This is a genomic window from Enterobacter cloacae complex sp. 277I4, from assembly GCF_050031465.1.
Taxonomy (GTDB): Bacteria; Pseudomonadota; Gammaproteobacteria; order Enterobacterales; family Enterobacteriaceae; genus Enterobacter; species Enterobacter cloacae.
Genome location: NZ_JBLGWC010000001.1, coordinates 2,551,544 through 2,576,958 on the forward strand (window position 1 = coordinate 2,551,544; position 25,415 = coordinate 2,576,958).

Here is a 25,415-nt window from a genome sequence, read left to right on the forward strand (position 1 = left end):
CAACCATTATGTGATGCAGATCTCAATATTTACCTTATGAAAGCGGTAGCCGGAGGCAGGGTTTTCATTGAATATAAAAGAACACTCCAACAAAAACAGGCGGTAAGACAGTGCAGGAGATTGATTTTTATCTGGTCGATGCGTTTAGCAATGTGTCATTTGGCGGAAATCCGGCTGCCGTTTGCCCGCTCAAGGCGTGGCTGCCGGACGAAACGTTACTGAAAATGGCGCAACAGCATAATCAGTCGGAAACCGCATTTTTCGTCTGTACGAAAGGGGGCATTGAGCTACGCTGGTTTACCACGCTGACCGAAGTTAATCTTTGCGGTCACGCCACGCTTGCTGCGGCGTACGTTCTGTTCAATGAGCTGGGCTATCCTGACTCGCGGATCCACTTCGAAACGGCCTCTGGCCGCCTGACGGTGAGCCGGGAGGGGGAGTGGCTGACGCTGGATTTCCCGGCATGTCCCACGCATGAAGAGACGCCCCCGCCGGAGATGCTCGCGGCGCTCGGTATCCGCCGCTACGTTGAAGCCCGCAAAGGCCGCGCATGGGTGGTGGTGCTGGAAGATCGCCAGCAGGTTGAAGCACTCGCACCGACAATTTCAGCCATGACGCCTGGCGAACATAAGGTTGCCGTTACGGCGCGGGGCGACGGGGATTACGATTTCGTCAGCCGCTTTTTCTCCCCCGGCGTTGCCGTCTGGGAAGATCCGGTGACCGGCTCTGCACATACCATGCTCATTCCTTACTGGAGCGAAAAAATGGGTAAAACGACGATGTATGCCCGTCAGGTTTCCGCGCGGGGCGGCGACGTGCGGTGCGAGCTAAAAGGCTCGCGCGTGCTGATGAGCGGACAGGCGTCATGCTATTTGAAAGGCACAGTTTTTCTGCGCTAGATACCTATAACAACAGAGGAAAAGACAATGCAGGAAATTGATTTTTATCTGGTGGATGCCTTCAGCGACAGGGCGTTTGGCGGCAATGCAGCGGCGGTATGCCCGCTGGAGGAGTGGCTTTCGGATGAGACGCTGCTCAAAATGGCGCAACAGCATAACCAGTCTGAGACGGCGTTTTTCGTACGCACCGACACCGGGTTCGAGCTGCGCTGGTTTACCACGCTGCATGAAATCAACCTCTGCGGCCACGCGACGCTGGCAGCCTCCCACGTGATTTTCGAATACCTCGATTATCCGCATACCGAAATCACCTTCACCACGCGCTTCGTGGGTGAGTTGACGGTGAAACGCAGCGGCGACTGGCTGACGCTCAATTTCCCTGCGTGGTCGACCGAGGTGGTCGACAATCCCCCGCCGGGCCTGTTCAGCGCGCTGGGGATAGACCAGGCTAAAGAGGTCCGCGTCGGACGGGATTTCATGGTGGTACTGGAGAGCCAGCAACAGGTAGAGGCCTTAACCCCGGATATTGCAGCGATGGCGCCGCTCGGGAAAATGGTCTGCGTGACGGCACCAGGAGAGGAGTATGACTTCGTCAGCCGCTTCTTCTGCCCGGGCGAAGGGGTACCGGAAGATCCGGTCACCGGATCGACGCACAGCATGCTGATACCGTACTGGAGCGAGAAGCTGGGCAAAACGTCGATGAACGCCCGCCAGGTTTCATACCGTGGCGGGGATCTGCGCTGCGAACTGAAGGGCGACCGTGTGCTGATTGGCGGCCAGGCGACGCTCTATCTGAAAGGGCGTATCTTCCTGCGCTAACTGAGCGAGGCGCCGCCGCATATCACCATCTCCTGGCCGGTGATGGCGGCGACTTCATCGCTGAGCAAGAAATTCACCAGTCCTGCGACCTCTTCTGGCGTGATAAGACGGCCGATGGGCGGACAGGTAGGCGGTGAACTTTCTCGCCCCGGTGCGCTAAGCATCGGCGTTTGGGTGGCGCCCGGCGCGACCACGTTCGCGGTGATCCCACGCGGGGCCAGTTCCGCCGCCCAGCTTCTGACCATCCCTGTCATCGCCGCCTTGGTGGCAACATACTGCGAACGACCTGCCGCCCCGCGGGAGGTTCTGCTGCCAATCGCCACAAATCGTCCACCGGCGGCCATAGCGGGCGCGAAATGGTTAAACAGGGCTTCGCAGGCCTGAACGTGCAGTTGCCACAGTGACGCGCCAACCCTGCTTTCCAGTTGCCCCAGTGGGGCGGCGGCCATCATCCCGGCGGCGTGGATCACCGCCTGCGGTGTCGCGATGGCGTGCAGGGCGCTGTTCAGCGCCTCAGGGTCGGTGATATCCACGCGTAACCCAGTAAAGCCAGGGGTATCCGGCATCACGGCGCGGCGGCTGAGTCCGGTGACCTGCCAGCCTTCCGCCAGTAAACGCTTAACGATGGCCTCACCAATTCCGGAGCTGGCTCCGGTCACGACGGCGTGACGCATGTCAGACCTCCAGCATTGAACGAGGAACTTTAAACACCGCTTTGCGCACGGTCATCGGCGCGCCGCTGGCGCACAGCGCCTGGTGTGGTTCTCCGGGAGAAAAGACCGCAAAGTCACCCGCGCCAAGGCGGATCCCGACGCTATGTGCCGATGAGCTGGCAATGAACAGGTCCGCTTTACGCTCTTCGTCATCCGGCTTGCCAACAGGGCGCGCGCCGGCATAGATGAGTTCTTCTCCCGCCAGCACAACCTGAATATCCGCCCACTGGTGATGGTACTCCGTATGCCGCTCCGCGCGCGGCTGCGTCTGCGCCGGACCAATCTGGCAAAACCAGGGGGCATTGTCCGGCTGCCAGCGGCCGTCATCGCGTTCGCTAAGCGCCTGCAGCGTGCAGTCCGGGCGGGACAGCAGGGCATACAACACCGGCGGTAACCCTGCCAGCGGCAGGGCGTCGAGATGTCCAATAATCATGCTGACTCCTTGACCCACTCGGGCGTCACCCGCACGTATTTTATGGCCTGACGAAAGTAGGTGTAGGCGATATGCAGGCTGCCATCCGGACTCTGTTTAATGCTTGGATAGGAAAACTCACGGTTCAGTTTCTCCAGAGAGTTGTTAGTCATGCAGTAGCCATCTCCCTCGTCCAGATGCCGTTGCCACGGCCAGCTTTTGCCTCCGTCCGGCGAAATGGCGACGGTCATTGGCGCACGCGGGGCACCCCAGAAGGCGGTTCGACCGTGGGTCACAACCGGCTCTTTACGGCCATCGCCATCGTCAATTTCATCGTACAGCGAGGTGCGACGCTCCTGCGCCCCGGCGGCGCTCATGAGGTTAAACACCAGCGCCAGCTCGCCACTGGCAAGCGTTGTCACCTGGATAGAGGAATTGTTGTTAGGTAATACCGTGGGTTCCGGCACGGACCAGCTTTCGCCGTTGTCCGTTGACTGGCTGTAATAAATGTTATCCGCCCAGCGGCTGCGGAACAGGGCAACCAGGGTGCCATTGCGCAGCGGGGTGATATTCATATGGACGCAGCCCAGGCTGTCCGGCACCTCAACATCACGCCAGGTTTTGCCTCCGTCTTCGGAGATTTTCACCGCGCTGATGTCATCGTTACCGACCCATTTCTCACCCGGCCGGGTGCGGCAGTAAAACACCGGCAGCAGCCAGTTCCCGTTCTCCAGCACGACAATCGGCTGACGAATAAAGGTGCCGGGTTTATCGAGCAGGGTCGCGATGTCCCCCCAGGTTTTACCCAGATCCCGGGACTGGCGATAGCGCACAATAGCGGTGTCCTGGTTGCCGGACATTTGCGCGGTCCACAGCAGCCACAGCACGTTATCGGGTGCCAGGAACAGAACCGGGTTCTGTTCGGAGCGCGTGGCATCATCCGACAGTTTTTCTGCCTCACTCCACTGCTGGCTTCCCGGTGACAGGCGCGAACCCCACACGGAGATATCCGCAATACCCTCCTGGGTACCGCCAAACCAGACGCACATCAGCGAACCATCCGGCAGCGGCAGCAGATTTGCCGCGTGGTTTTGTGGGCAGGCGGAAGGCAGCATGGCCGCCTTCACGCGCGTATCCTGTTGTGGGCGAATAATCCCGTCGCGGGTTACGGTTACAGACATATCAGACTCCATTGTTTTCAACGGGGGTTGGCGCTTTACCCTGTGCCTTTCCCGGAATGAGACGGTCGATGACCATGATGACCGCAGGGGTCAGCAGGGCGATGTACATATTGTTAATGCCAAACGGATCGCCCAGCAGATACCAGACAGAGGTCACGACGCAGGCGCCGATCAGCCCAGCATTGGCTCCGCGGGTACTGCGGAAGAACGGGGCGTAGAATGCGATGACCGCCACGACGGAAATCGACAGACGAATGGCACGGGTAAAGAACGACAGCTTCAGCACTTCAGGCACCAGCAGAACAAAAATCAGCGGCAGGAAACCAATCAGCAGGGAGATCCAGCGGGTAGCTTTAAACTCCTGCTCGGGCGTCGGGTTGCGCATCGGCACGTAGAAATCTTTGACCACCAGGGAGGCAATGGCGAGCGCCACGGTACTGACGCTGACGAAGATGGACGCCACCAGAGAGGTGGTGACCAGACCGGCCAGCCACGGGTTCATATCCTGCAGGAAAATCGGCATCGCATACAGGCTGTCGATCTCCGGATGCAGGTATTTTGCCGCCACGCCAATCACCGCAATGGCCAGCGCGATCGGCAGGCAGAAGAAGAACGCGACCCAGGTGGAGCGTTTAGCCGATTTAACATCTTTAGTGGAGGAGATGGCCTGGATCACAAACTGGGTGCAGAAGATGGAGCCAATGGTGCCGATAAGCCACGCGAAAATGGTCGACGCGCCGATGTTGCCATCCCAGGTCCAGTAGAAGTCCGGCATGTTTTCGATCATCGGCGTGAAACCGCCGGTTTTGGATAACGCAAAACCCATGATGGCCAGAATGCCGAAGTATTTCAGCGCACTGTGCAGCACGGTAACCCACGCCACGCCCTTCATGCCGCCAAAGGCGAAATAGAAGGTGCTGACGATAGCCGTAATAAAGGCGGCAACGGGCAGATTGACTTTCAGTACGGTAGAAATGGCTGCTGCGCCGCTGACGTAATTCCCCACATTCACCAGCAGCAGGGCGTAGATCATGATGAGGGAGATAATGTTTTTGGTGCTGTTACCGTACTTTTCAGCAATCGCACCCGAGATGGTGATTTTCCCGGTGTTGTATATGCGTTTTACCAGCAACAGGCCAAAAAGCGGGAAACCAATTGCGGCCCCGATGACGGACCATGACGCAGCAAACCCGTCCTCGAACGCCGCCTGCGCGGTGCCGATGGTGGATTTAGCGCCGATATACTCGGACATCAGCAGGATCCCGACAATAAACGCCGGCATCGCGCGGGAGCCTTCCATAAAGTCCCCGGAGTTTTTACTGCGGATCCGGAAGGTCAGCCAGGTGGTGAACAGGATGTAGGCAATGACTATGCCCACAATGATCAGGGTATCTTCAGCGGTAAAATTATTCATCTTTGCCTCTCTTCAGGGCGAGTGAATCCTGGGCACCTCAGGTACCCGGTATTCTTATTGACGAAACCAACGCCGTTTAGCTAAGTGACGTTGTCACTATCTGGCGAATCTGTTGGCACTGCTGCTCGCTAAACGCCACGGCATAGCGACTCTCTCCGACATCCTCGCCCATGATTTGCAGGGCCTTTTTAACAGCGGCAGGGGAAAACGCCACGCTGTACAGCTCGGTACGCAGTCGGATGACGCGCTCCTGCGCCTGCCGGGAACCTTCAACATCACCCGCGTTAAAGCGTGACCAGATGGCGTTGATCGCCGCTGGCGCCACGTTTGCCAGCCCGGAAATACAGGCTGAACATCCCTCGACGAAGCCCTGATGGATCAGTGAATCTGGTCCGTTCAGCACGTCGAACCCGTCAATGTCGCTTACCGCGTTGAGGAAACCGCGCAGGCTTTCATAGCTCCCGGCACTGTCTTTAATACCTGAAATGTTGGGGTGTTCGGCCAGCGCCCGTACCGTGGCGGGCTCAAGGGTGTTGCCGGTCCGCGCCGGAATGTTGTACAGAAAGACTGGTACGGTTAGCGCGTCAGCGACGGCGGTGTAGTGTGCGATGAGCTCAGACTGTTTCAGCGGTACGAAGTAAGGGGTGATGACGGAAACCGCATCGACACCCAGCGCGGCGATCTGTTTTCCCAGCCGGATGGTGTCGCGGGTGGAGATTTCGCCAATATGCGCCACGACGGGCGCGCGTCCGGCGACGGTTTCCACGCAGGTCCGGGTGATCGCGATTTTTTCCGCTTCGTTCAGGACAAAGAACTCACCGTTGGTTCCGCCGCAAAAAATGCCGTTTCCGGCGTCCAGCTGCCGGGCGACCTGCCGCGTTAAGCCGGGAAGGTTGAGTTTGCCTTCCGCGTCAAAGGGGGTGACGATGGCCGTCAGCACGCCCTTGATGTTGTTACGCATTTCTTACTCCTTGACTATGCATGTTCAGGAAACAGTGTCCGGTAAATCGCCTGCACCTCGTCGTGATTCACCTGACAGGGGGCATTGTTCATTAACCGTTTAACGTTCAGGGCGGCATCGCTCAGTGAAGCGATGTCTTCGCGCGGCACGCCCAGGGACTCAAGGTTGTCCGGCAGGTTGAGCCGACGAACCAGCGCGGCAAAGTACTCCACCAGCGCGTGAGATTTTTCGTCATCGGACAGGCTGCTGTCCGCGCCTGGCACGAGATCCCAGACCTGCGCAAATTTTGTCACGCAGTGGGGACGAACCACCCTCATGCAGGGCGCCAGAAGAATGGCGTTGGCCACGCCGTGCGGCAGGGGATATTTCCCGCCAAGCGGATAAGACAGGGCGTGAACCAGGTGTGTGCCGGCATGCGCAATCGCGACCCCGCCGTAATAAGAGGCCCACAGCATTTCCAGCTTTGCCAGCAGGTTGCCCGGCTCAGCGCAGGCCGTTTCGATGTTCTTCAGCAGCTTAGCGAGCCCGGTCAACGCCGCGTTATCGCTGACCGGGTTGGCGACCGTGGCGGTGAAGCACTCAATCAGATGGCACAGGGCATCGATGCCGGTGGAGGAGGCAATATGCGCGGGCATGCTGGTGGTCAGTTCCGGCAGCAGGGCGACGTAATCGGGCAGCAGGACCGGAGAGATAATACCGACCTTCGTGTTTTGCTCCGGTATCGCCAGAATAGCGTTCGGCGTGGCCTCCGACCCGGTTCCGGCGGTGGCGGGGATCAGAAGCGAGGAGATACGTGCCACCGGTTTTACCCCTGCCAGCAGGCTGGCCAGCCCCGGTGACAGCGGGTGACAAAGCACGGAGAGCAGTTTCGCCACATCCAGTACGCTGCCGCCGCCGATCCCGACCACGACATCAAATGATCCGCTGTTTAACCCCGCGAGCAACTGACTGACATCGTGGTGGGAGGGTTCAGGCGGCACCGTGTCAATCACCGTGACGCGGCGGTTGCCCTCTTCAAGAATTGAACGGATCTGTTTTGCCGCCTCCAGACGCGCAATGTTGCCGTCCGTAACCAGCAAGAGCTGCGCGTTATCGGTGAGTAATGGCCTGATGGCGGCGAGCGCATTTGCGCCGCTAATAATGGTGCTGTTGAGGGTAACCACGCTTTTCTCCTGTCTTTGGGTCCATGATTAAATTCGCTCAATTAAGACGCTTCATGGTCATCGTGTGGCTAAATTTATAATTTATTCGCAAACTGATTAACTTGATCTTGCTCACATATAATCAATCATGATTGAATATAATCATTAACAGGAAATACGAGCCCGGAGTGGGAATGAAAGAAAACAACCTGTTCAGAGACGTCGTTGTCGTTGCAGATGACTTTACCGGGGCAAACGATGCGGGTGTCAGCCTGGCGCTGAGCGGTAAGAAGGTCAGCGTGGCATTCCACACCCCCTTTACCCAGCCGGTGGATGCACTGGTTATTAATACCGATTCCCGTGCGCTGCGGGCAGCAGATGCGGCCGAAAAAGTGGCCGTACTGGGGGCGGATATTGCGGCTGCGCGCTGGCTCATCAAAAAGATTGATTCCACGCTGCGCGGCAATGTAGGGGCAGAAACAGGCGTCCTTAAGGCAGTAAGCGGCAAACGGCAGGTGATTGTGGCGCCAGCGTATCCCGCGGCAGGGCGGATCACACGCCACGGCAGGTGTCTGGTGAACGGCATTCCGGTGGATGAAACCGAATTCGCCAGCGATCCGAAAACGCCCGTCCCGTCTGCCACGATTGCTGACCTGTTTACCGACGTGAGTTGTCAATCCGTAACGGTAAACACGCTGGCAGCCGAACTGGCGCAGGGAACGGAGTGGCTCATCGTCGATGCCCAGTGTGACGAGGATCTGGATGCCATTATTGCCGCCGCGCTGACCTGCCCGCAGACACCGCTGCTGGTCGGGTCGGCCGGGTTATGTGATGCGCTGGCACGCCATCTCGCCCCCGTGAAGCGTCAGCAACTGCTGGCGGTGGTGGGATCAATGAGTGAGATCGCTCAGCGTCAGATTGCGCTGGCCGCTGCAGAGCCTGCGGTTTCGTCGGTATTTATTGATGTTAATGATGTGCTGAAGGGGGAGACGGCGAACGCGCTCATGCGCATCATGCAGGCCCTGAAGGCGGGCCGTCACTGCATCGTTCATACCTGCCCGGACCATGAGGCGCGACATCAGGTTGAACGGCTTTGCGCGCAGTATCAAATGACCCGGACCGAACTGGGTGAAACGATCTGCGCCTTCCTGGGAGAGATTACCCGAGAGGCGCTGACGGCATGTCCGCCGGATGCGTTGTATGTCTCAGGCGGCGATGTGGCAATGGCCGTCGCCAGTGCGCTTGATGCGCAAGGATTTGAAATTACAGGGCGCGTCGCAGGATGCGTCCCTTACGGCAAATTTCTGGGTTGTGCCTGGCACCAGCCGGTAATGACCAAAGCAGGGGGCTTCGGAAAAGAAGAGACGCTGCTTGAGGTGTTGCATTTTATCGAGGAGAGACTGAGTGACTAACATTATTGCTGTAACCATGGGTGACCCGGCGGGCATTGGCCCGGAGATCATTATCAAATCCCTCACCGGGAGCGAATTAACGGGAGCCCCGGTTGTCGTGGTGGGCTGTGCCCGCACGCTCAGGCGGGTGCTGGATGATGGGATCGTGGGGCAGGCTGACATCCACATCATCAGGCAGGTCAGCGAGGCCCGTTTCGCACCCAACGTGATTAACGTGCTGGACGAACCGCTGGCCGAGCCTGATGCCCTGAAGCCCGGCGTAGTCCAGGCTCAGGCGGGGGATTTAGCCTATCGCTGCGTGAAGCGCGCGACGGAACTGGCGATGGCGGGGGACGTAAAAGCGGTTGCCACGGCGCCACTGAATAAAGAAGCGCTGCATCTGGCCGGACATCACTACCCCGGGCATACCGAGCTGCTGGCCCATCTGACGCACAGCAAAGACTACGCTATGGTGCTGTACACCGATCGGCTGAAGGTCATTCATATCACGACCCATATTGCGCTGCGTAAATTCCTTGATACGCTCAATCAGGATCGGGTAAAAACCGTCATCGGCATTGCGGATACCTTCCTGAAGCGGGTGGGCTTTAGCACACCTCGTATTGCGGTCGCGGGCGTGAACCCGCATGCGGGAGAAAATGGCCTGTTTGGCGATGAAGAGATCACGATCGTTGGCCCGGCCGTTGCAGCGATGAAAGCGCAGGGGGTCAACGTCACCGGGCCGTGCCCGCCGGATACGGTATTTATGCAATGCCACGAAGGAATGTATGACATGGTCGTTGCGATGTATCACGATCAGGGGCATATTCCGCTAAAATTGCTCGGCTTTTACGACGGGGTGAATATCACCGCCGGATTGCCGTTTATCCGCACCTCTGCAGACCACGGAACCGCGTTCGATATTGCATGGACCGGTAAAGCCAGGTCGGAGAGCATGACGGTGTCTATTCAGTTGGCTATGCAAATTACACGGGAATAATATGAAGGGATATAACCGGTTAGAGCAGATAATGGATTACCTCAAAGGGCACAACCTGGTCACGGTGGATCAGCTGGTGGCGATCACCGATGCCTCGCCGGCGACGATCCGCCGCGACCTGATTAAGCTTGACCAGGAGGGCGTCATCAGCCGAACCCACGGTGGCGTTACTCTTAACCGGTTTATTCCTTCCCAGCCGACCACGTCCGAAAAAATGCAGCGCAGCCTGGCAGAAAAACATGCCATCGCCAGCGCGGCCGCGAGCTTTGTGAAAGCGGGGGATGCCATTGTGCTGGACGCCGGTACCACAATGATTGAACTCGCGCGTCAGCTCACGCATTTGCCGCTTCGCGTCATCACCAGCGATCTGCACATTGCGCTGTTTCTCTCTGAGTTTAAACAGATTGAAGTGACGATCATTGGCGGCCGTATCGATGATTCGAGCCAGTCCTGTATTGGTGAGCACGGGCGTCGGCTGTTGCAGAATGTCTGGCCTGATGTGGCGTTCGTCAGCTGTAATGGCTGGGATATTACCCGCGGGATCACGTCGCCTACGGAAGAGAAGGCCGCGCTGAAGCGGGATTTAATAGCCAATGCAAAACGCCGGGTGCTGCTGGCAGACAGCTCTAAGTACGGTGCCTGGTCGCTGTTTAATGTGGCGCACCTGAACACCCTGACGGATATCGTCACCGACAGCAGGCTGGATGAAGCGGCCCGGACCCAGCTGGAACAGCTTGAGACCCGCCTGACGCTGGCGTCATGACATAAGTTAAAACTATGAAGTCCGAACAGATGGCAGACGCTATGTTGAAGCCTGGCCTCACAAAAAAAAGCAAGGAGCCTGCCATGTATTCCATTACCTCTGAATCTGCCCGTCATCCGGACATCCTCAAGCTGATCGCGGCGCTTGACCGCTATCAGAGCGAACTCTATCCCGCTGAAAGCAATCATCTGCTCGATCTGGCTGCGCTGCCTGAAGCCTCGCTTATCCTGATGATCATTCGCGACCCGCAGCTGCAGGCCGTGGGATGTGGCGCCGTGGTGCTTAATGGCGACGGTACCGGGGAGATGAAACGGGTCTATATCGATCCGACCCATCGCGGGCAACATCTGGGCGAGAAGCTGCTTGCTGCCCTTGAGGATGAAGCCCTGAGTCGTCACTGCCACACCGTGCGCCTGGAGACAGGGATCAAGCAACACGCCGCCATTCGCCTGTATGAACAGTGCGGATATGAACGCCGTCCGGCGTTTGCGCCGTATGTCGACGATCCGCTGAGCCTGTTTATGGAGAAGGCTCTGGTTGTCGACGTTCGTTTAGCAGCGCTATAAACGCTTCGAGCTGGCGGGTCATCGCCCCGCGACGCCACACCAGCCAGGTGGTCAGCCAGCGCCAGTTCTCCGCCAGCGCCCACGCCTCTACCTGATGATGCCCCGGCATGCTCTCCAGCATTGAGCGGGGCATTAACGCAATACCCGCCCCTGCAATCACGCAGGCGAGCATACCGTGATACGACTCCATCTCATGGATCCGCCCGGGCGTGGCGCGGTCTGCGTGAAACCAGCTTTCCAGATGACGTCGATACGAACAGTTCGCGCGAAACGCGTAGACGTCGCTGCCGCTTACCTGCGCGGCGCGCGTCACCTCCGCATGTCCGGCGGGGGTGACCAGCATCATCTCTTCCCGGTAGACCGGCATGCCTTCCAGCTCCGGGTGTGAAAGTGGCCCGTCGACAAACGCCGCGCTTAAGGTGCCTTCCAGAACGCCGTCAATCATCGTTCCGGACGGGCCGGTAGAGAGCGCGAACTGAATGCGTGGATAGCGCTGGTTAAACGCCGCCAGACTTTCCGGGATCCGCACGGCGGCGGTGCTCTCCAGGGCGCCAAGGGCAAATAACCCCTGCGGCTCATCACCGGCGACGACCATGCGCGCCTCGTCAACCAGCGCTAGGATCTGCTTGCTGTAGCGCAGAAAGTTGTGCCCGGCGGGAGATAAGCGCAAACGCTGGCTCTCCCGGATAAACAACTCAACGCCGAGATCGGCCTCAAGCTGGCGGATGCGGGTGGTGAGGTTAGACGGAACGCGATGCACCTTCTGCGCCGCCTGGGTAATGCTGCCGGTCAGGGCAACGGCGTTAAACATTTCAAGCTGAGTTAAATCCATAGCATTCTCGATTTGTGAATAAGGTGGTTAGTATTATTCATTTTTAAGAAATAGCAGAGTGGGCCACAATCAATCAACCGATATTACGTGGAGAACATCATGACTTATTCATCTGCTACGCATGCCCTCTCTGTTAACCCGGCGACAGGCGAGACGCTGGCCGCCTATCCCTGGGCCACATCCGAAGAGGTCGAACAGGCAATCACCCTGGCTGATGCCGGTTTTCGCCAGTGGCGAGGAGAAAGCGTCTCTCACCGGGCACAAAAGCTGCGCGACCTGGGGGCAGCACTGCGCCAGCGTGGGGAAGAGATGGCGCAAATGATCTCCCGGGAAATGGGCAAGCCGATTGTGCAGGCGCGGGCGGAAGTGGCCAAATCTGCGGGTCTGTGCGACTGGTATGCGGAACATGGCCCGGCGATGCTGCGTGCGGAGCCCACGCTGGTGGAAAACAAAAACGCGGTCATTGAATACCGTCCGCTGGGGCCGATTCTTGCGGTGATGCCGTGGAACTTCCCGCTCTGGCAGGTACTGCGCGGTGCGGTGCCGATCCTGCTGGCAGGTAACAGCTATCTGCTCAAACACGCACCGAACGTCCTTGGTTCTGCTGCGCTGATTGGGCAAATCTTTGCTGACGCCGGTATTGCGCAAGGCGTCTTTGGCTGGGTGAATGCCACCAATGATGGCGTGAGCCAGGCGATCAACGATCGTCGTATCGCAGCTGTAACCGTCACCGGTAGCGTGCGTGCAGGTGCGGCGATAGGGGCTCAGGCGGGAGCGGCGCTGAAAAAATGCGTTCTGGAGCTGGGCGGCTCCGATCCGTTTATCGTGCTGAATGATGCCGATCTGGATCTGGCCGTTCGCGCGGCCGTCACGGGACGTTATCAGAACACCGGGCAGGTTTGCGCGGCGGCAAAGCGCTTTATTATCGAAGAGGGTATTGCCGATGACTTTACCCGGCGTTTTGTTGCGGCGGTTACGGCGCTGAAGATGGGAGCACCGGATCGGGAAGAGAATGATATTGGCCCGATGGCGCGTTTCGATCTGCGTGACGAACTGCATCAGCAGGTGCAGGCCACGCTCGCGGAAGGGGCCACGCTGCTGCTGGGCGGCGAGAAAATCAGCGGGGAGGGCAACTATTACGCGCCAACCGTGCTGAGCCATGTCACCCCGACAATGACCGCCTTCCGTCAGGAGCTGTTTGGTCCGGTTGCGGCGATTACGGTGGCGAAGGATGCGGAACATGCCCTGCAGCTTGCCAACGACAGCGACTTTGGTCTCTCTGCCACGGTGTTTACCGCCGACGAGACGCTGGCCGGGAGATTCTCTCGCGAGCTGGAGTGCGGCGGGGTGTTTATCAATGGCTTTAGCGCCAGTGACGCGCGCGTGGCCTTTGGCGGCGTGAAGAAAAGTGGTTTTGGCCGTGAGCTTTCCCACTTTGGTTTGCACGAGTTTTGTAACGTGCAGACGGTGTGGAAGAACAGAGTGTAACCGCCATCCTTACAGAGGCCCTGACGACGAGGGCCTCTGTCATTTCTCTGCAATGGTTCTGTCATTTTCGTTTCGTAGACTCGCACGCGTCTAACGTCTTGTTACTGAAGAAAATTATGAACCTAACGCAAATTTATCGTCGTATTGCGCAGCGCATTATCCCCCGCCAGTTTGGCCTGCTGACCGGTATCTTTTGTATTATCGGCCTCTTTTCCGCCCTGCAACTCTCCTCGTCGTTCCTGCTCAATGCCTCCCTTAAGGAAGCGCAACGCAACGAGCAGCAAAACCTGCTGGCGTATCAGCAGCAGAGCAAGCTGGATCTGGCTCGCGTTTCCCTGCTGGCCGCAAGCGATCTGCTTAACCGCTCCGGCGTCTGGTTTATGCAGGATAAAGAGACCGGCTCCGAGGGCAGCTGGCACAGCCTGATGGACGACGCGCAAAAGGCGCTGGCCGTTTCGCAGCAGGCGTGGAATGCCTGGCTGGCGCTTAATCCGCCAAAAGATGACGCCCTGGTTAACAGCTATCAGCTTTTTTACGGCGCGATAAAAGAGCAGGCGGAAGGGCTGGTGAAAACCAACACCATCGATGCGTTTTTTGCCGTGCCGGCGCAGGCGTTTCAGACCGACTTTAATGACAACTATGCCCGCTATCAGCAAGCAAGCGAGAAGCAGGCGCTTAAAGGGCGTCAGTCGTTGATTGCGCAGCTCTCCGGTCTGCAAACGCTGTTCCTGCTTGCGCCTGTTCTGTTGCTCGCTATTGCGGTTGCCGTCTGGTTCGGGATGTCCCGGTGGGTAATTACCCCGTTGCGGCGCTTGATTGCGCATATCAACCGGCTGGCCGCGGGCGATCTCTCCGGTACCCCTCCTGGCGTGACGCGTTTTAACCGTGAAATTGCCCAGCTCAGCGACAGTATTGCCACCATGCAGAACGGGCTACAGCAGCTGGTGACCCAGGTCAGCGATGCGACCACCGCCATGGTGGAAAACATTGGCGCACTGGCGCAGGGCAATCAAAAGCTGTATCACCAGTCGGCACGTCAGGCCAAAGAGCTGGAAGACGTGACGGCGCATATCGCGACTCTGGAAACTCACGTAGAAGGCAACACGGGCTATGCGAAGCTTGCCAGCTCGCGGGCGGATGAGGCGCGCCAGGCCGCGGCGGGAGGGGATCAGATGATGTCGACCGTCAATGCGTCGATGCAGGCGATCGTCGACCGATCCTCCGAGATGCGGGGGATCGTGGCCATGATCGACAGCGTCGCCTTTCAGACCAACATTCTGGCGCTGAATGCGGCAATTGAAGCGGCTCACGCGGGAAACCAGGGGCGCGGCTTCGCCGTTGTCGCTCGTGAAGTGGGGCTGCTGGCGAGGAAGAGCAGCCATTCGACGCAGACCATCCAGGAGCTTATCAACCGTTCCCTTCAGGGGATCGAAGATGGGTCACGGGCCGTTAACCGTCTGGAAGATAACCTGCAGCAGGTGACGGGGCTGGTGGGAACATTAAGCAGTTTGCTGAATGAGATCTCCGCGGCCACGCTGAGTCAGGGGGAGAGTATTCATCAGATGACGCGCCAGCTTCAGGCGCTCAATCAGGTGTCGCGACAGACCGACAGCCTTGTCTCTGACGCGTCTGATGCCTCTGAGCGCCTGCACAAACAGTCGGATCTTTTATTGCAGGCGGTTTCGCGTTTTCGTCTCAGTGCCTGACGCAACACATAAGCGTCTGTTATACTCGCAGCCCGTTTTAGCCTGAGGGCAAGGAGCAAAGAGAGTGGCTGCGGTCATCCATAATGAGATGCTGGACGAGATTCTGGCGCAGGTTCGTCCGTTACTTGGAAAAGGAAAGGTTGCCGACTATATTCCGGCCCTTGCCTCGGTCAGCGGGAATAAGCTGGGAATTGCAATTTGTACGATAGACGGTCAGCGTTACCAGGCCGGTGACGCCACGGAACGTTTTTCCATCCAGTCTATTTCGAAAGTGCTGAGTCTGGTTGCGGCCATGCGACAGTACGAGGAAGAGGAGATCTGGCAACGGGTGGGTAAAGATCCCTCCGGGCAGCCGTTTAACTCTCTGCTTCAGCTTGAGATTGAACAGGGTAAACCGCGTAACCCCTTTATCAACGCCGGGGCGCTGGTGGTCTGCGATATGCTGCAAAGCCGTCTTAGCGCGCCACGCCAGCGCATGCTTGAAATTGTTCGCCAGCTCTCAGGCGTTGACGATATTGCTTATGATTCAGTGGTCGCCCGTTCGGAGTTCGAGCACTCTGCGCGTAACGCCGCCATTGCCTGGTTGATGAAATCGTTCGGCAATTTCCATAATGATGTGGCGACCGTACTGCAAAACTATTTCCACTACTGCGCGCTGAAAATGAGCTGCGTGGAGCTGGCGCAGACCTTCCTGTTCCTTGCTCACCAGGGGCACGCACCGCATCTCGATCAGGAGGTGGTCTCACCTATGCAGGCGCGTCAGGTCAATGCCCTGATGGCGACAAGCGGGATGTATCAGAACGCGGGCGAATTTGCCTGGCGCGTCGGTCTTCCGGCCAAGTCGGGCGTCGGGGGTGGGGTGGTTGCCATTGTACCGCATGAGATGGCCATTGCTGTCTGGAGCCCGGAGCTGGATGAGACGGGTAATTCACTGGCCGGTGTGGCGGTTCTGGAGAAACTGACCCAACGCCTGGGACGTTCCGTTTACTGATGTCTGACCTGGATCCTCTTTTTTCTCGCCTGGCGCGATCGACCTTTCGGTCGCGCTTTCGCTTAGGCACAAAAGAACGACAGTACTGCTGGGACAAAGGTGCCGATACCATTGACCAGCATGCTGCCGACTTTATTGCGAAGCGTCTTGCCCCCGCGCACCCCGTCAACGACGGTAAACAGACCCCCATGCGCGGCCATCCGGTGTTCATTGCCCAGCACGCGACCGCCACCTGCTGTCGCGGCTGTCTGGCGAAATGGCACAACATTCCGCAAGGTGTTCAGCTCACCGCGCAGCAACAGCACTATATCGTCGGCGTGATCCACCACTGGCTGGTATTGCAGATGAACGCCTGATGTTGATGGGTGCTGATCCTGTTGTAATTGTGTTATAGATGCACGCTATGAGATCCCCCGCGTGGTGACGGGTCAGTTAGTTGCCATAAGTTATTATATGGAATGATATTTAATGCGTTCAGACCCCGCTGCCTTCACGCTTTTTCGCCCTGAATCGCCGCTGCGTAATGCGGCGGGTATCTTTATTCTCACCACCTTGTTCTACTTTATCGGTGCGGAATTACGTCTGGTCGAAGCCTTGTCGCTGTTCTGGCCGCTGAATGGCGTGATGGCGGGCGTCTTTGCCCGTTATACCTATCTCAATCGCCTGCATAACTACGCGGTGTCGTATGTCGCCATGCTGATGTACGACGCGGTCACAACCAACTGGGGAATGGCCTCGGTGGTCATCAACCTGTCGAATATGGTCTTTATCGTTGTTGTCGCATTGCTGGTGGTGCGTGATAAACGGTTGATGAAGAAAACCCCCGATCCCATTAATGCGCTGCGGCTGTTCAATTATTGTCTGTTCGCCGCCTTATTATGTGCGCTGCTCGGCGCGACCGGGTCGGTGGGGATCGACAGCCATACCTTCTGGCCGCTGTTTGCCGACTGGTTCAGCGAGCAGTTCTCAACCGGCGTGCTCATTTTACCCTGCATGCTCACGGTCAGTATGCCGACGCGGGCATTCAAGCTGCGTCTGGAGCAACTTTTACCGGTCATTGCGCTGATTGTCTCGGTGATGGCATCGGTGGTGATTGGCGGGGCGGGAAGCCTTGCCTTTCCGCTGCCGGCGCTGATCTGGTGTGCGGTCCGCTACTCCTTGCCCGCGACCTGTCTGCTGACGTTTCTGACCGGCGGTCTGGAGATCGTTCTGGTCGCTAACTCCATTATCAATATCGCCGTGGGCACGCCGCTCTCTACCCCGATGATGTTCTCCGCCCGGCTGGGGATTGCCACCATGGCGATCTGTCCGGTTATGGTCTCCGTCAGTATGGCGGCCATTAATTCGCTCATCCGTCAGGTGTCGTTGCGCGCGGATTATGATTTTCTGACCCACGTTTATTCACGCTCCGGGCTCTATGAGGCGTTAAAGCGGGAAGAGGCGCAGCGGCAGACACGTTTTCTGACCGTGATGCTGCTGGATATCGATTACTTCAAAAGCATCAATGATAACTATGGGCATGAGTGTGGCGACCGCGTGCTGGCCGCGTTTGCCCGCGAGGTTCAGCAGGTTGTCGGAGACGACGGTATGGTGGCGCGTATGGGCGGCGAAGAGTTCGCGGTTGTGGTGAACACCGGTGACGCGCAGCACGGCTTTGCGCTGGCGGAACGTATCAGACTCACCATTGCCGCTCATCCGTTTACCTGGCGCCAGCAAACGCTCTATCTGACCGTGAGTATTGGTCTCGGGAGCGGGAAGGCGGCGTCGTGGCAGTTGACCGAGGTATTCAACAGGCTGATGGCCGAAGCAGACGATCATCTCTATCGTTCCAAAAAAGCGGGGAGAAATCGCACCAGTGCGCGTGTGTCAGACGATCCCATTACCCCGACCCCGGAGGGTGAAACCTGAGCGCAGCCTGCATTCTGCCGGGGATGAATCATAACGAATAGCAGATAAATTGCTTGCTAGGTATTTTTAACGTCAATAAGATACCGCAAGAAAGCTATCGGAAAATTCGCAGAATGAATGCAGCTGACAAACTCAGTAGACCCTCTCGTGTACCAGGAAGCCGGTTTGTCAAACGTATGTATCTGATGCGTATTCTCGGCACGTTTCTCTGTTTTATTCCCATCCTCTCTGTGCTGATTGAACAGAATCGTTCAATCTGGCTGATGTGTTTGCTGGCGTTGAACGCGTTTATCTGGCCTACGCTTGCCTGGTATCGGGCGCGAAATTCGGCCATGCCGCTGGTGACTGAGCATCAGAATCTGGTGCTGGACGCCGGGGCGGGGGGATTCTGGATCGCCATGATGGCGGTTAATCCGCTGCCGTCGGTGGTCATTGCCACCATCATGCTGACCGACCGGCTCTCGGCAGGGGGCGTTACGCTGATGAGAAAGGCGGCCATCACCATGGTGGGCGTTTTTCTGGTGACCTGGCTGACGCAGGGAATGGCGGTGGATATGTACGTTTCGCAGCGCACCATGTTTGCCACGCTGCCGCTGATTGCAATTTATCTGCTGGCGCTGAGCATATTAACGGACAGCATTGCGCTGCGCCTGCGGATCAAGAGCCGGGAGCTTGAGCGGATCGCGATGATGGATCCGCTACTGGATATCGCGAACCGACGTCTGCTCGAAAAGCGCATTGACCACGAACTGAATAAACTGCGCCAGACGTGCCGGGAATCGGCCCTGATGTTCATCGATATCGACAATTTTAAAGACGTTAACGATCGTTTTGGTCATAAGGTTGGGGATGCATTGCTGGCGGCCGTCTCGCAAATACTGCATTTGTCGACACGCCCGAACGATACCCCCGCACGCCTTGGCGGCGATGAATTTGTGGTGTTGCTGCCGGATACCACCCTTGAAGAGGCGCAAGTTGTCGCCAGACGCATTATGGATGCGGCTGCAATGAAAAAGGAGGTGGCTCAGGAGACGGTGCATTGCACGCTCAGCATCGGTATCGCCTGTGCCACGCGAGAAATGATAAGCGTAACCGACTGGCTACAGGCCGCGGACAACGCCCTGTACCGCGCCAAGCGGGACGGTAAGAACAGAATATTCGCGCACTGACAATGTCTCTGTTTAGGCTACGCTTTGAGTAACGCTTTGCGTCAGGAGACGTTATGAAAACACCTGCAACCCCAGCAAATGAAATGGAACGTCTGAACTCGCTGCGCGAGTCAGGCCTGCTTGAGATCGACAGTTCCCCGGCGTTTGACCGGCTGACACGTCTGGCAAAACGCTTCTTCCAGGTTCCCCTGGCGATGGTCAATCTTATTGATGAACACTCGCTGATTGTGAAGTCGGCCGATGGTCAGGCGCCTGAAACCGTTCCGCGTAATATCTCGTTTTGCGGCCATACGATCCTCAGCGAAGCGCCGCTGGTGGTTGCCGATATGCGTCAGGACGATCGATTTGCCGATAACCCGCTGGTGGCCGGTGAGCCCGGCGTAAGGTTCTATGCCGGTTTTCCACTGCGTTTACGTGACGGGGCGAGCGTGGGATCGCTGTGCCTGATTGATTATTCTCCTCGTGAATTTTCCGCAGCCGATCTTGCCGTGCTGGGCGACCTGAGCGCGCTGGCGGAAGACGAGTTTGCTGCCGTCAGCGCGGCGACAACCGATGAATTAACCGGTCTGTTTAACCGTCGGGGCTTTAACCAGCTGCTCCGGTTCACGCTCTCCGTAGCCAGACGTCGGGCGGAGCCGTTAACTCTGGGCTGGCTGGATCTGGATCGCTTCAAAGAGATTAACGATCGCTACGGGCATGAAGAGGGCGACAACGCGCTGAAAGTGATGGCGGAACTGATGCGCACCTCTTTCCGTGAAGCGGATTTGCTGGTTCGCTTTGGCGGCGATGAGTTTGCTGTGCTGTTTGCCGATACCGACGAGCAGGGGGCCTGGATTGCCATGCAGTATCTGGCCGAGCAGGTCGAACAGTACAATGCGCGCAGGCTGCATCCCTGGTCACTCCATTTTTCCTGGGGGCTGAGCGAGTTCGATCATAACGGCAACGATCTGCAGCAGTGGATGAAAGACGCGGATGAAAAAATGTATGCCATGAAGCAGCAGCGCAAGCGCGCAACATGACATAACAAAAGCCTATGTCTGATGTGATTGCGTTACGTAAATGTTAAATGCACAGTGAGCGTATTCAACGTAAGGAAAACCCATGAATACCTCACTGCAGATCAAAACCCTCACCCGGGACGATATTCTCACCCACCTCGATGCGCTGGCCGATATCCTTGAAAACTGTGTCAGGGGCGGCGCTTCCGTCAGTTTTATGTTGCCATTCAGTACCGATAAAGCTCGTGCTTTCTGGCAGGATATTGCCGGGAGCGTAGGGCGTAACGAACGCGTTGTGCTGGCCTGCATCGATTCTCAGGATGGCGTGATTGGCACCGTGCAACTCATTACCGATCAGCCGGAAAACCAGCCGCATCGTGCCGATGTGGCAAAGCTGCTGGTGCATGAAAAAGCGCGTCGTAAAGGTGCCGCGATGGCGCTAATGGAGGAGCTGGAAGTGCAGGCCAGAGCAAGAGACATCTCGGTGCTGGTGCTGGATACCTCAACCGGCAGCGGAGCGGAGACCTTCTACCAGCGTGCTGGCTGGCAAAAAGTGGGGGAGATCCCGCGTTATGCGCTAATGCCGGATGGCGCGATGACTGCCACATCGGTCTTCTATAAGTTCTTGTGATTATTTCCCTCAATGACGTGATGAATTGATCAAAAGCGGGGTTCTGGTCGAAAACCTTTGGTAAGTTATCATACCAATTTAATCAGGTTGTACGACTAATCATAAAAGGACCCCATTGTGAACACACTTAACCGTCGTGATTTCCCCGGTGCTCTCTACCCCGAACGAATCATTCAGTTTGGCGAGGGCAATTTCCTGCGTGCGTTTGTCGACTGGCAAATCGACCTGTTAAACGAACATACCGATCTCAATACCGGCGTCGTGGTCGTACGCCCAATTCAAAGCGACTTCCCGCCGTCATTAAGCACTCAGGATGGCCTGTATACCACGATCATTCGTGGTCTGAATGAGCAGGGCGAGGCGGTCAGCGAAGCGCGTCTTATCCGCTCGGTGAATCGGGAGATCAGCGTCTACAGCCAGTACGATGAATTTCTGAAACTGGCGCACAATCCGGAGATGCGTTTTGTCTTCTCCAACACCACCGAGGCGGGGATTAGCTGGCACGCGGGCGATCGTTTCGAAGATGCGCCAGCGGTGAGCTATCCAGCGAAGCTCACGCGGCTGCTGTTTGAGCGCTTCAGCCATTTTAACGGCGCAGCGGACAAAGGCTGGATCATCATTCCGTGCGAGCTAATTGACTATAACGGCGAAGCGCTGCACGAACTGGTGCTGCGCTATGCACAGGCATGGGCACTGCCAGCGGAATTTATTCAGTGGCTGAATGCGCATAACAGCTTCTGCTCCACGTTAGTTGACCGCATTGTAACGGGGTATCCGCGCGACGAAGCGGCGACGCTGGAAGCCGGGCTTGGCTATCACGATGCGTTCCTGGATACCGCTGAACATTTCTACCTGTTTGTTATTCAGGGGCCTGAATCCCTGGCCAGCGAACTGCGTCTGGACAAATTCCCGCTAAACGTGCGGATTGTGGATGACATTAAGCCGTACAAGGAGCGCAAAGTGGCGATTCTCAACGGCGCGCACACAGCGCTGGTGCCGGTGGCGTTCCAGGCGGGGCTGGATACGGTGGGCGAGGCGATGAATGATGCCGACATATGCGCATTCATCGAAAAAGCGATCTATGAGGAAATCATTCCGGTCCTGGATTTGCCGCGTGATGAACTGGCGTCTTTCGCCAGCGCCGTTACGGGTCGTTTCCGCAATCCGTATATCAAGCATCAGCTGCTGTCGATTGCCCTTAACGGCATGACCAAGTATCGCACGCGCATTCTGCCGCAGCTGTTGGCGGGGGTGAGGGCATCTGGCACGTTGCCCGCTCGCCTGACGTTCGCGCTGGCCGCACTGATCGCGTTCTACCGTGCAGAGCGTAACGGGGAGAACTATCCGGTGCAGGATGACGCGCACTGGCTTGCTCGTTACCAACAGCTGTGGGCGCAGCATCACGATAAACAGATCACCACCCGCGAGCTGGTCGCCTCCGTTTTAAGCGTTACTGAGCACTGGGAGCAGGATTTAACTCAGGTAGAGGGTCTTGTCGGTCAGGTTTCGCGCGATCTCGACGCGATTCTGCAACAGGGGATGCGGGCCGCAGTAAAACCGCTTTGTTAAACCATATCCGGCTTCGGCCGGGTATTTTATACTTTATTAGTTACAACATACTATGGACTCGTTTATGTAAAGCAAACTCTAGCACCGTGCGGTTTATTGCTTATCAGGTGATAAAATGCAATCTCTTATTAACAAGCTTGCAACCGTGACAGGGATCACGTTTAATAACGCGGCTCTTTCCTTTCCTGAAGCTGACTATGATTGTTCGTCCCAAACAGCACTGGCTACAACTGATTTTCGTCTGGCACGGTTCGGTACTTCCTAAAATCTATACCCGGTTGTTACTTAACTTCCTGCTATCCATCGCCGTTATTCTGATGCTGCCGTGGTATACCTCGCTGGGCATTAAATTTACCGTTGCGCCGTTCAGCATCCTGGGGGTGGCCATCGCTATCTTTCTGGGGTTCAGAAACAACGCCTGCTATTCGCGCTACGTTGAGGCTCGCCAGCTGTGGGGGCAACTGATGATAGCGGCACGCTCGTTATTTCGCGAGGTTAAAAACACCTTGCCGGATGATAAACATCTGGGTGAGTTCGTCCGCCTGCAGATCGCCTTTGCCCATTGTCTGCGCATGACCCTGCGTCGTGAAAAGGGGGAAGGGCAACTGGCGCGCTATCTGGCGGCGGAGGATTTACGCAACGTCATGGCCGCCAATTCCCCGGCGAACCGTATTCTGCTGATCATGGGTGAATGGCTGGCCGTCAGACGCCGTAACGGAGACCTCTCCGATATTCTGTTCCACAGCCTGAACAACCGTCTCAACGATATGTCGATTGTCCTGTCAGGCTGCGAGCGCATCGCCACCACGCCCGTGCCGTTTGCTTATACGCTTATCCTGCACCGTACGGTCTATCTGTTCTGCATCATGCTGCCGTTCGCGCTGGTTGTTGACCTGCACTACATGACGCCGTTTGTCTCTGCGCTGATTTCGTATACCTTCATTTCGCTGGATACGCTGGCAGAAGAGCTGGAAGATCCGTTTGGTACCGAAGACAACGACCTGCCGCTGGACGCCATCTGCAACATGATGGAACGCGATCTGCTGCAGATGAACGATGAAGAGAACATTCCGGAAAGGCTGATGCCGGATAAGTATTATCAGCTGACCTGACGGGCGTTCCACTCGTCCCGGGTGATTTCCCACAGCTCAGAATCGAGCATACCGCTGACGTACGCTTTCTTTTCCGTTCTGATAAGCCGCATGCCGCTACTGTCTGAAATACGACGGGAGCGGCTATTGGCGGCCGCCTTCGGCGCGCGCAATACGGGTTTGTTCAGCGTGTTAAACCAGTAATCCGTTGCCGCAATGCTGGCTTCGCGCATATATCCCTTTCCCTGAAACTCCGGCGCCAGCCAAAACCCGCGGTTGTTATCTTCCACATCGTACAGGCAGATAACCCCCATCAGTTCGTCCGGCGCTTCACGACGGCGGATGCTCCAGAACCAGGCAATCCCTTTCGCCATATCCGGCAGCGCCACGTTGTTGACATAGTTCTCCGCGCCGTTATCCGGGTAGGGCCAGGGCACGGAAGAGACCAGATAGCGGACGATCTCCCAGCGCGGATAGCGCTTTTGAATCTGAACGGCATCTTCGGCAACCAGCGGTTTTAGCAGCAAGCGTTCTGTCGTGAGCGTCGGTATCGTCATCCGCAGATCTCCATATTTAAGCGTTATGATTTTGTTTGCGTTCTGGTATTTTCATCTCTATCACATTCAGTTGAGGCGTGCTGAGTTTATACCCTACCAAAAATAGGCATCATTTCTTCAATGGCGAAATTTTAATGCGCTTGTGGTCTCTTTTAACCGGACGTGTTTTCCAGGATCTCCTGCAGCATGGCAAAGAGATAGAGGAGGCCATTGCTCGTCGTGATACCCGTGTTTTGAATCATTCCACCCCCGAGCTGGAAGGGTATTTTTCTCGCCCCCTCAGCGAGCTTCCGCGTCAAAATCCTTACCCGGTAGCGGCGCTGTTACCTCTTTTTTTAGTGGCGTTTGCGTTAAACCTTCTGCCTTTTCTCAGCGCGTTGCAGGGTTTGTCACCTTTACATCATGCACTGTGTTTTTTCGTACCATCATTAATAATGACAGGCGCGCTCATTGTAATCAGCGTGCTTCTGGCCCGAGGGGTAACGTCAGGATTGTTGGGGTTTATGGCAGTGTTCATCATTCTGCTGGTCATAACTCTCGTTCAGGTTCTGCATCTTCTGTTTTCTCATAGCGGAAACCTTTGGCCACTGGTCACCGCATCCTTCGCGCTGATACTTTGTCGGATGGTAATGAATAGCAGCGGCTTTGTGCTGTTTACCCTCTATTGTCGCACTCAGCGTCTTGCCAGAGTTGCACGTGAAATCCGGTTAAAAAACCATTAAAGAGGTGATATGACGTTACGAAAAGCGCATCCGCAGGAAGCTGAAATACTCTGGAATATTCGCAATCAGGCGATTCGTCACGGCTGTAAAACCAGTTACGACGCGGACGTCATTGCGCGCTGGACGCCCGACGACATGCCGGAGCATTACCGGCAAATGGTCATTGAATACCCTTTTTACGTGGTGGAAGATGAAAAGGGCGACATTGCGGCAACTGGCTATCTTGATCTGGATACCCACTGTCTGGAGGCGATATTCACCTTGCCGGCGGCATCCGGAAAAGGCATGGCGACCCGGATTATCGAGGCGCTCAAACAGGAGGCCCATAGCCGGGGGTTAACCCGCCTGACGCTCGATGCAACGCCTAACGCCCGGTCGTTTTACCAGAAGCTGGGGTTTGTCACGCTGAGCGAAAAGTATCATCACTCGCGCATGGCGGGCGCTGATTTACGCTGTTTTGAAATGGCGATCAACTTGTAATGTGAGGAACGC

The 25,415-nt window shown here is 56.9% G+C and carries 26 protein-coding genes; 18 read left to right on the forward strand and 8 right to left on the reverse strand.

What is annotated here, in order from left to right; translation table 11 throughout:
• Positions 1–110 precede the first annotated feature (110 nt).
• Together ACQG19_RS12475 and ACQG19_RS12480 are read left to right on the forward strand one after the other, a co-directional pair.
• A complete protein-coding gene (locus ACQG19_RS12475) occupies positions 111–899 on the forward strand; it encodes a PhzF family phenazine biosynthesis protein (RefSeq protein ID WP_246931792.1) in 789 nt (262 codons plus the stop codon).
• 27 nt (positions 900–926) lie between these two features.
• Positions 927–1,718, forward strand: a complete 792-nt coding sequence (locus tag ACQG19_RS12480; protein WP_045294029.1) for a PhzF family phenazine biosynthesis protein — start codon at positions 927–929, stop codon at positions 1,716–1,718.
• Here ACQG19_RS12480 and ACQG19_RS12485 read toward each other — a convergent pair.
• The 6 genes from ACQG19_RS12485 to ACQG19_RS12510 form a co-directional block, all read right to left on the reverse strand.
• Positions 1,715–2,392 (reverse strand): SDR family NAD(P)-dependent oxidoreductase, encoded by a 678-nt coding sequence (locus ACQG19_RS12485; RefSeq protein ID WP_246931790.1) that lies wholly within the window; start codon positions 2,390–2,392, stop codon positions 1,715–1,717. The two genes, ACQG19_RS12480 and ACQG19_RS12485, sit on opposite strands and share 4 nt — an antisense overlap.
• 1 nt (position 2,393) lies before the next feature.
• Entirely contained in the window at positions 2,394–2,864 is a 471-nt protein-coding gene (locus ACQG19_RS12490; RefSeq protein WP_020688620.1) for a YhcH/YjgK/YiaL family protein, read from the reverse strand.
• On the reverse strand, positions 2,861–4,024 hold the full coding sequence (locus ACQG19_RS12495) for a sialidase family protein (RefSeq protein ID WP_038980672.1): 1,164 nt from the start codon (positions 4,022–4,024) through the stop codon (positions 2,861–2,863). The genes ACQG19_RS12490 and ACQG19_RS12495 overlap by 4 nt, the downstream gene beginning before the upstream one ends.
• Position 4,025: 1 nt before the next feature.
• A complete protein-coding gene (locus ACQG19_RS12500) occupies positions 4,026–5,438 on the reverse strand; it encodes a sodium:solute symporter family protein (protein WP_013096620.1) in 1,413 nt (470 codons plus the stop codon).
• 76 nt (positions 5,439–5,514) lie between these two features.
• Positions 5,515–6,399, reverse strand: a complete 885-nt coding sequence (locus tag ACQG19_RS12505; protein ID WP_426725917.1) for a dihydrodipicolinate synthase family protein — start codon at positions 6,397–6,399, stop codon at positions 5,515–5,517.
• Between the two features lie 14 nt (positions 6,400–6,413).
• Complete coding sequence (locus ACQG19_RS12510; protein WP_246931788.1) at positions 6,414–7,562, reverse strand: iron-containing alcohol dehydrogenase; 1,149 nt, start codon at positions 7,560–7,562, stop codon at positions 6,414–6,416.
• 173 nt (positions 7,563–7,735) lie between these two features.
• Between ACQG19_RS12510 and dtnK the strand changes: the two genes are divergently transcribed.
• The 4 genes from dtnK (at position 7,736) to ACQG19_RS12530 (ending at position 11,261) form a co-directional block, all read left to right on the forward strand.
• Positions 7,736–8,953: a D-threonate kinase gene (gene dtnK, locus ACQG19_RS12515; RefSeq protein WP_246931786.1), complete on the forward strand. Its 1,218-nt coding sequence runs from the start codon at positions 7,736–7,738 to the stop codon at positions 8,951–8,953.
• Positions 8,946–9,932: a D-threonate 4-phosphate dehydrogenase gene (locus tag ACQG19_RS12520; RefSeq protein ID WP_246931784.1), complete on the forward strand. Its 987-nt coding sequence runs from the start codon at positions 8,946–8,948 to the stop codon at positions 9,930–9,932. The genes dtnK and ACQG19_RS12520 overlap by 8 nt, the downstream gene beginning before the upstream one ends.
• A 1-nt stretch (position 9,933) precedes the next feature.
• Positions 9,934–10,695: a DeoR/GlpR family DNA-binding transcription regulator gene (locus tag ACQG19_RS12525; RefSeq protein ID WP_029883777.1), complete on the forward strand. Its 762-nt coding sequence runs from the start codon at positions 9,934–9,936 to the stop codon at positions 10,693–10,695.
• A gap of 83 nt (positions 10,696–10,778) precedes the next feature.
• Positions 10,779–11,261, forward strand: coding sequence for a GNAT family N-acetyltransferase (locus ACQG19_RS12530; RefSeq protein WP_013096614.1), 483 nt, complete (start codon positions 10,779–10,781; stop codon positions 11,259–11,261).
• On the opposite strand, the gene ptrR is transcribed toward ACQG19_RS12530, so the two are convergent.
• Complete coding sequence (gene ptrR, locus ACQG19_RS12535; protein ID WP_246931782.1) at positions 11,215–12,093, reverse strand: putrescine utilization regulator PtrR; 879 nt, start codon at positions 12,091–12,093, stop codon at positions 11,215–11,217. The genes ACQG19_RS12530 and ptrR overlap by 47 nt on opposite strands.
• 99 nt (positions 12,094–12,192) lie before the next feature.
• Here ptrR and sad point away from each other — a divergent pair, with 99 nt between their 5' ends.
• The 10 genes from sad (at position 12,193) to ACQG19_RS12585 (ending at position 23,665) form a co-directional block, all read left to right on the forward strand.
• Complete coding sequence (gene sad, locus ACQG19_RS12540; RefSeq protein WP_246931781.1) at positions 12,193–13,581, forward strand: succinate-semialdehyde dehydrogenase; 1,389 nt, start codon at positions 12,193–12,195, stop codon at positions 13,579–13,581.
• A 116-nt stretch (positions 13,582–13,697) separates the two neighbouring features.
• Entirely contained in the window at positions 13,698–15,287 is a 1,590-nt protein-coding gene (locus ACQG19_RS12545; protein ID WP_048972133.1) for a methyl-accepting chemotaxis protein, read from the forward strand.
• A 64-nt stretch (positions 15,288–15,351) separates the two neighbouring features.
• The gene (gene glsB / locus ACQG19_RS12550) at positions 15,352–16,278 is read left to right on the forward strand and encodes a glutaminase B (RefSeq protein ID WP_013096610.1); all 927 of its coding nucleotides are present in this window, start codon (positions 15,352–15,354) and stop codon (positions 16,276–16,278) included.
• A complete protein-coding gene (locus ACQG19_RS12555) occupies positions 16,278–16,634 on the forward strand; it encodes a DUF4186 domain-containing protein (protein WP_013096609.1) in 357 nt (118 codons plus the stop codon). The genes glsB and ACQG19_RS12555 overlap by 1 nt, the downstream gene beginning before the upstream one ends.
• Before the next feature lie 112 nt (positions 16,635–16,746).
• Positions 16,747–18,186 (forward strand): GGDEF domain-containing protein, encoded by a 1,440-nt coding sequence (locus tag ACQG19_RS12560; protein ID WP_095439457.1) that lies wholly within the window; start codon positions 16,747–16,749, stop codon positions 18,184–18,186.
• Between the two features lie 176 nt (positions 18,187–18,362).
• Positions 18,363–19,355 (forward strand): sensor domain-containing diguanylate cyclase, encoded by a 993-nt coding sequence (locus ACQG19_RS12565; RefSeq protein ID WP_013096607.1) that lies wholly within the window; start codon positions 18,363–18,365, stop codon positions 19,353–19,355.
• Positions 19,356–19,408: 53 nt separating this feature from the next.
• A complete protein-coding gene (locus tag ACQG19_RS12570) occupies positions 19,409–20,374 on the forward strand; it encodes a sensor domain-containing diguanylate cyclase (RefSeq protein ID WP_023619571.1) in 966 nt (321 codons plus the stop codon).
• Positions 20,375–20,456: 82 nt separating this feature from the next.
• Positions 20,457–20,984 carry a GNAT family N-acetyltransferase gene (locus ACQG19_RS12575; RefSeq protein WP_045294055.1) on the forward strand — a complete coding sequence of 176 codons (528 nt, stop codon included), beginning with the start codon at positions 20,457–20,459 and terminating at the stop codon, positions 20,982–20,984.
• Positions 20,985–21,101: 117 nt separating this feature from the next.
• Positions 21,102–22,553, forward strand: coding sequence for a tagaturonate reductase (locus ACQG19_RS12580; protein WP_246931779.1), 1,452 nt, complete (start codon positions 21,102–21,104; stop codon positions 22,551–22,553).
• A 197-nt stretch (positions 22,554–22,750) separates the two neighbouring features.
• Positions 22,751–23,665: a bestrophin family protein gene (locus tag ACQG19_RS12585; protein ID WP_023619574.1), complete on the forward strand. Its 915-nt coding sequence runs from the start codon at positions 22,751–22,753 to the stop codon at positions 23,663–23,665.
• Here ACQG19_RS12585 and ACQG19_RS12590 read toward each other — a convergent pair.
• Positions 23,653–24,201: a GNAT family N-acetyltransferase gene (locus tag ACQG19_RS12590; protein WP_013096602.1), complete on the reverse strand. Its 549-nt coding sequence runs from the start codon at positions 24,199–24,201 to the stop codon at positions 23,653–23,655. The two genes, ACQG19_RS12585 and ACQG19_RS12590, sit on opposite strands and share 13 nt — an antisense overlap.
• Before the next feature lie 134 nt (positions 24,202–24,335).
• Here ACQG19_RS12590 and ACQG19_RS12595 point away from each other — a divergent pair, with 134 nt between their 5' ends.
• Positions 24,336–24,923, forward strand: coding sequence for a hypothetical protein (locus ACQG19_RS12595; RefSeq protein ID WP_048972129.1), 588 nt, complete (start codon positions 24,336–24,338; stop codon positions 24,921–24,923).
• A 9-nt stretch (positions 24,924–24,932) separates the two neighbouring features.
• Positions 24,933–25,403 carry a GNAT family N-acetyltransferase gene (locus ACQG19_RS12600; RefSeq protein ID WP_020688637.1) on the forward strand — a complete coding sequence of 157 codons (471 nt, stop codon included), beginning with the start codon at positions 24,933–24,935 and terminating at the stop codon, positions 25,401–25,403.
• The last annotated feature ends 12 nt before the right edge of the window (positions 25,404–25,415 follow it).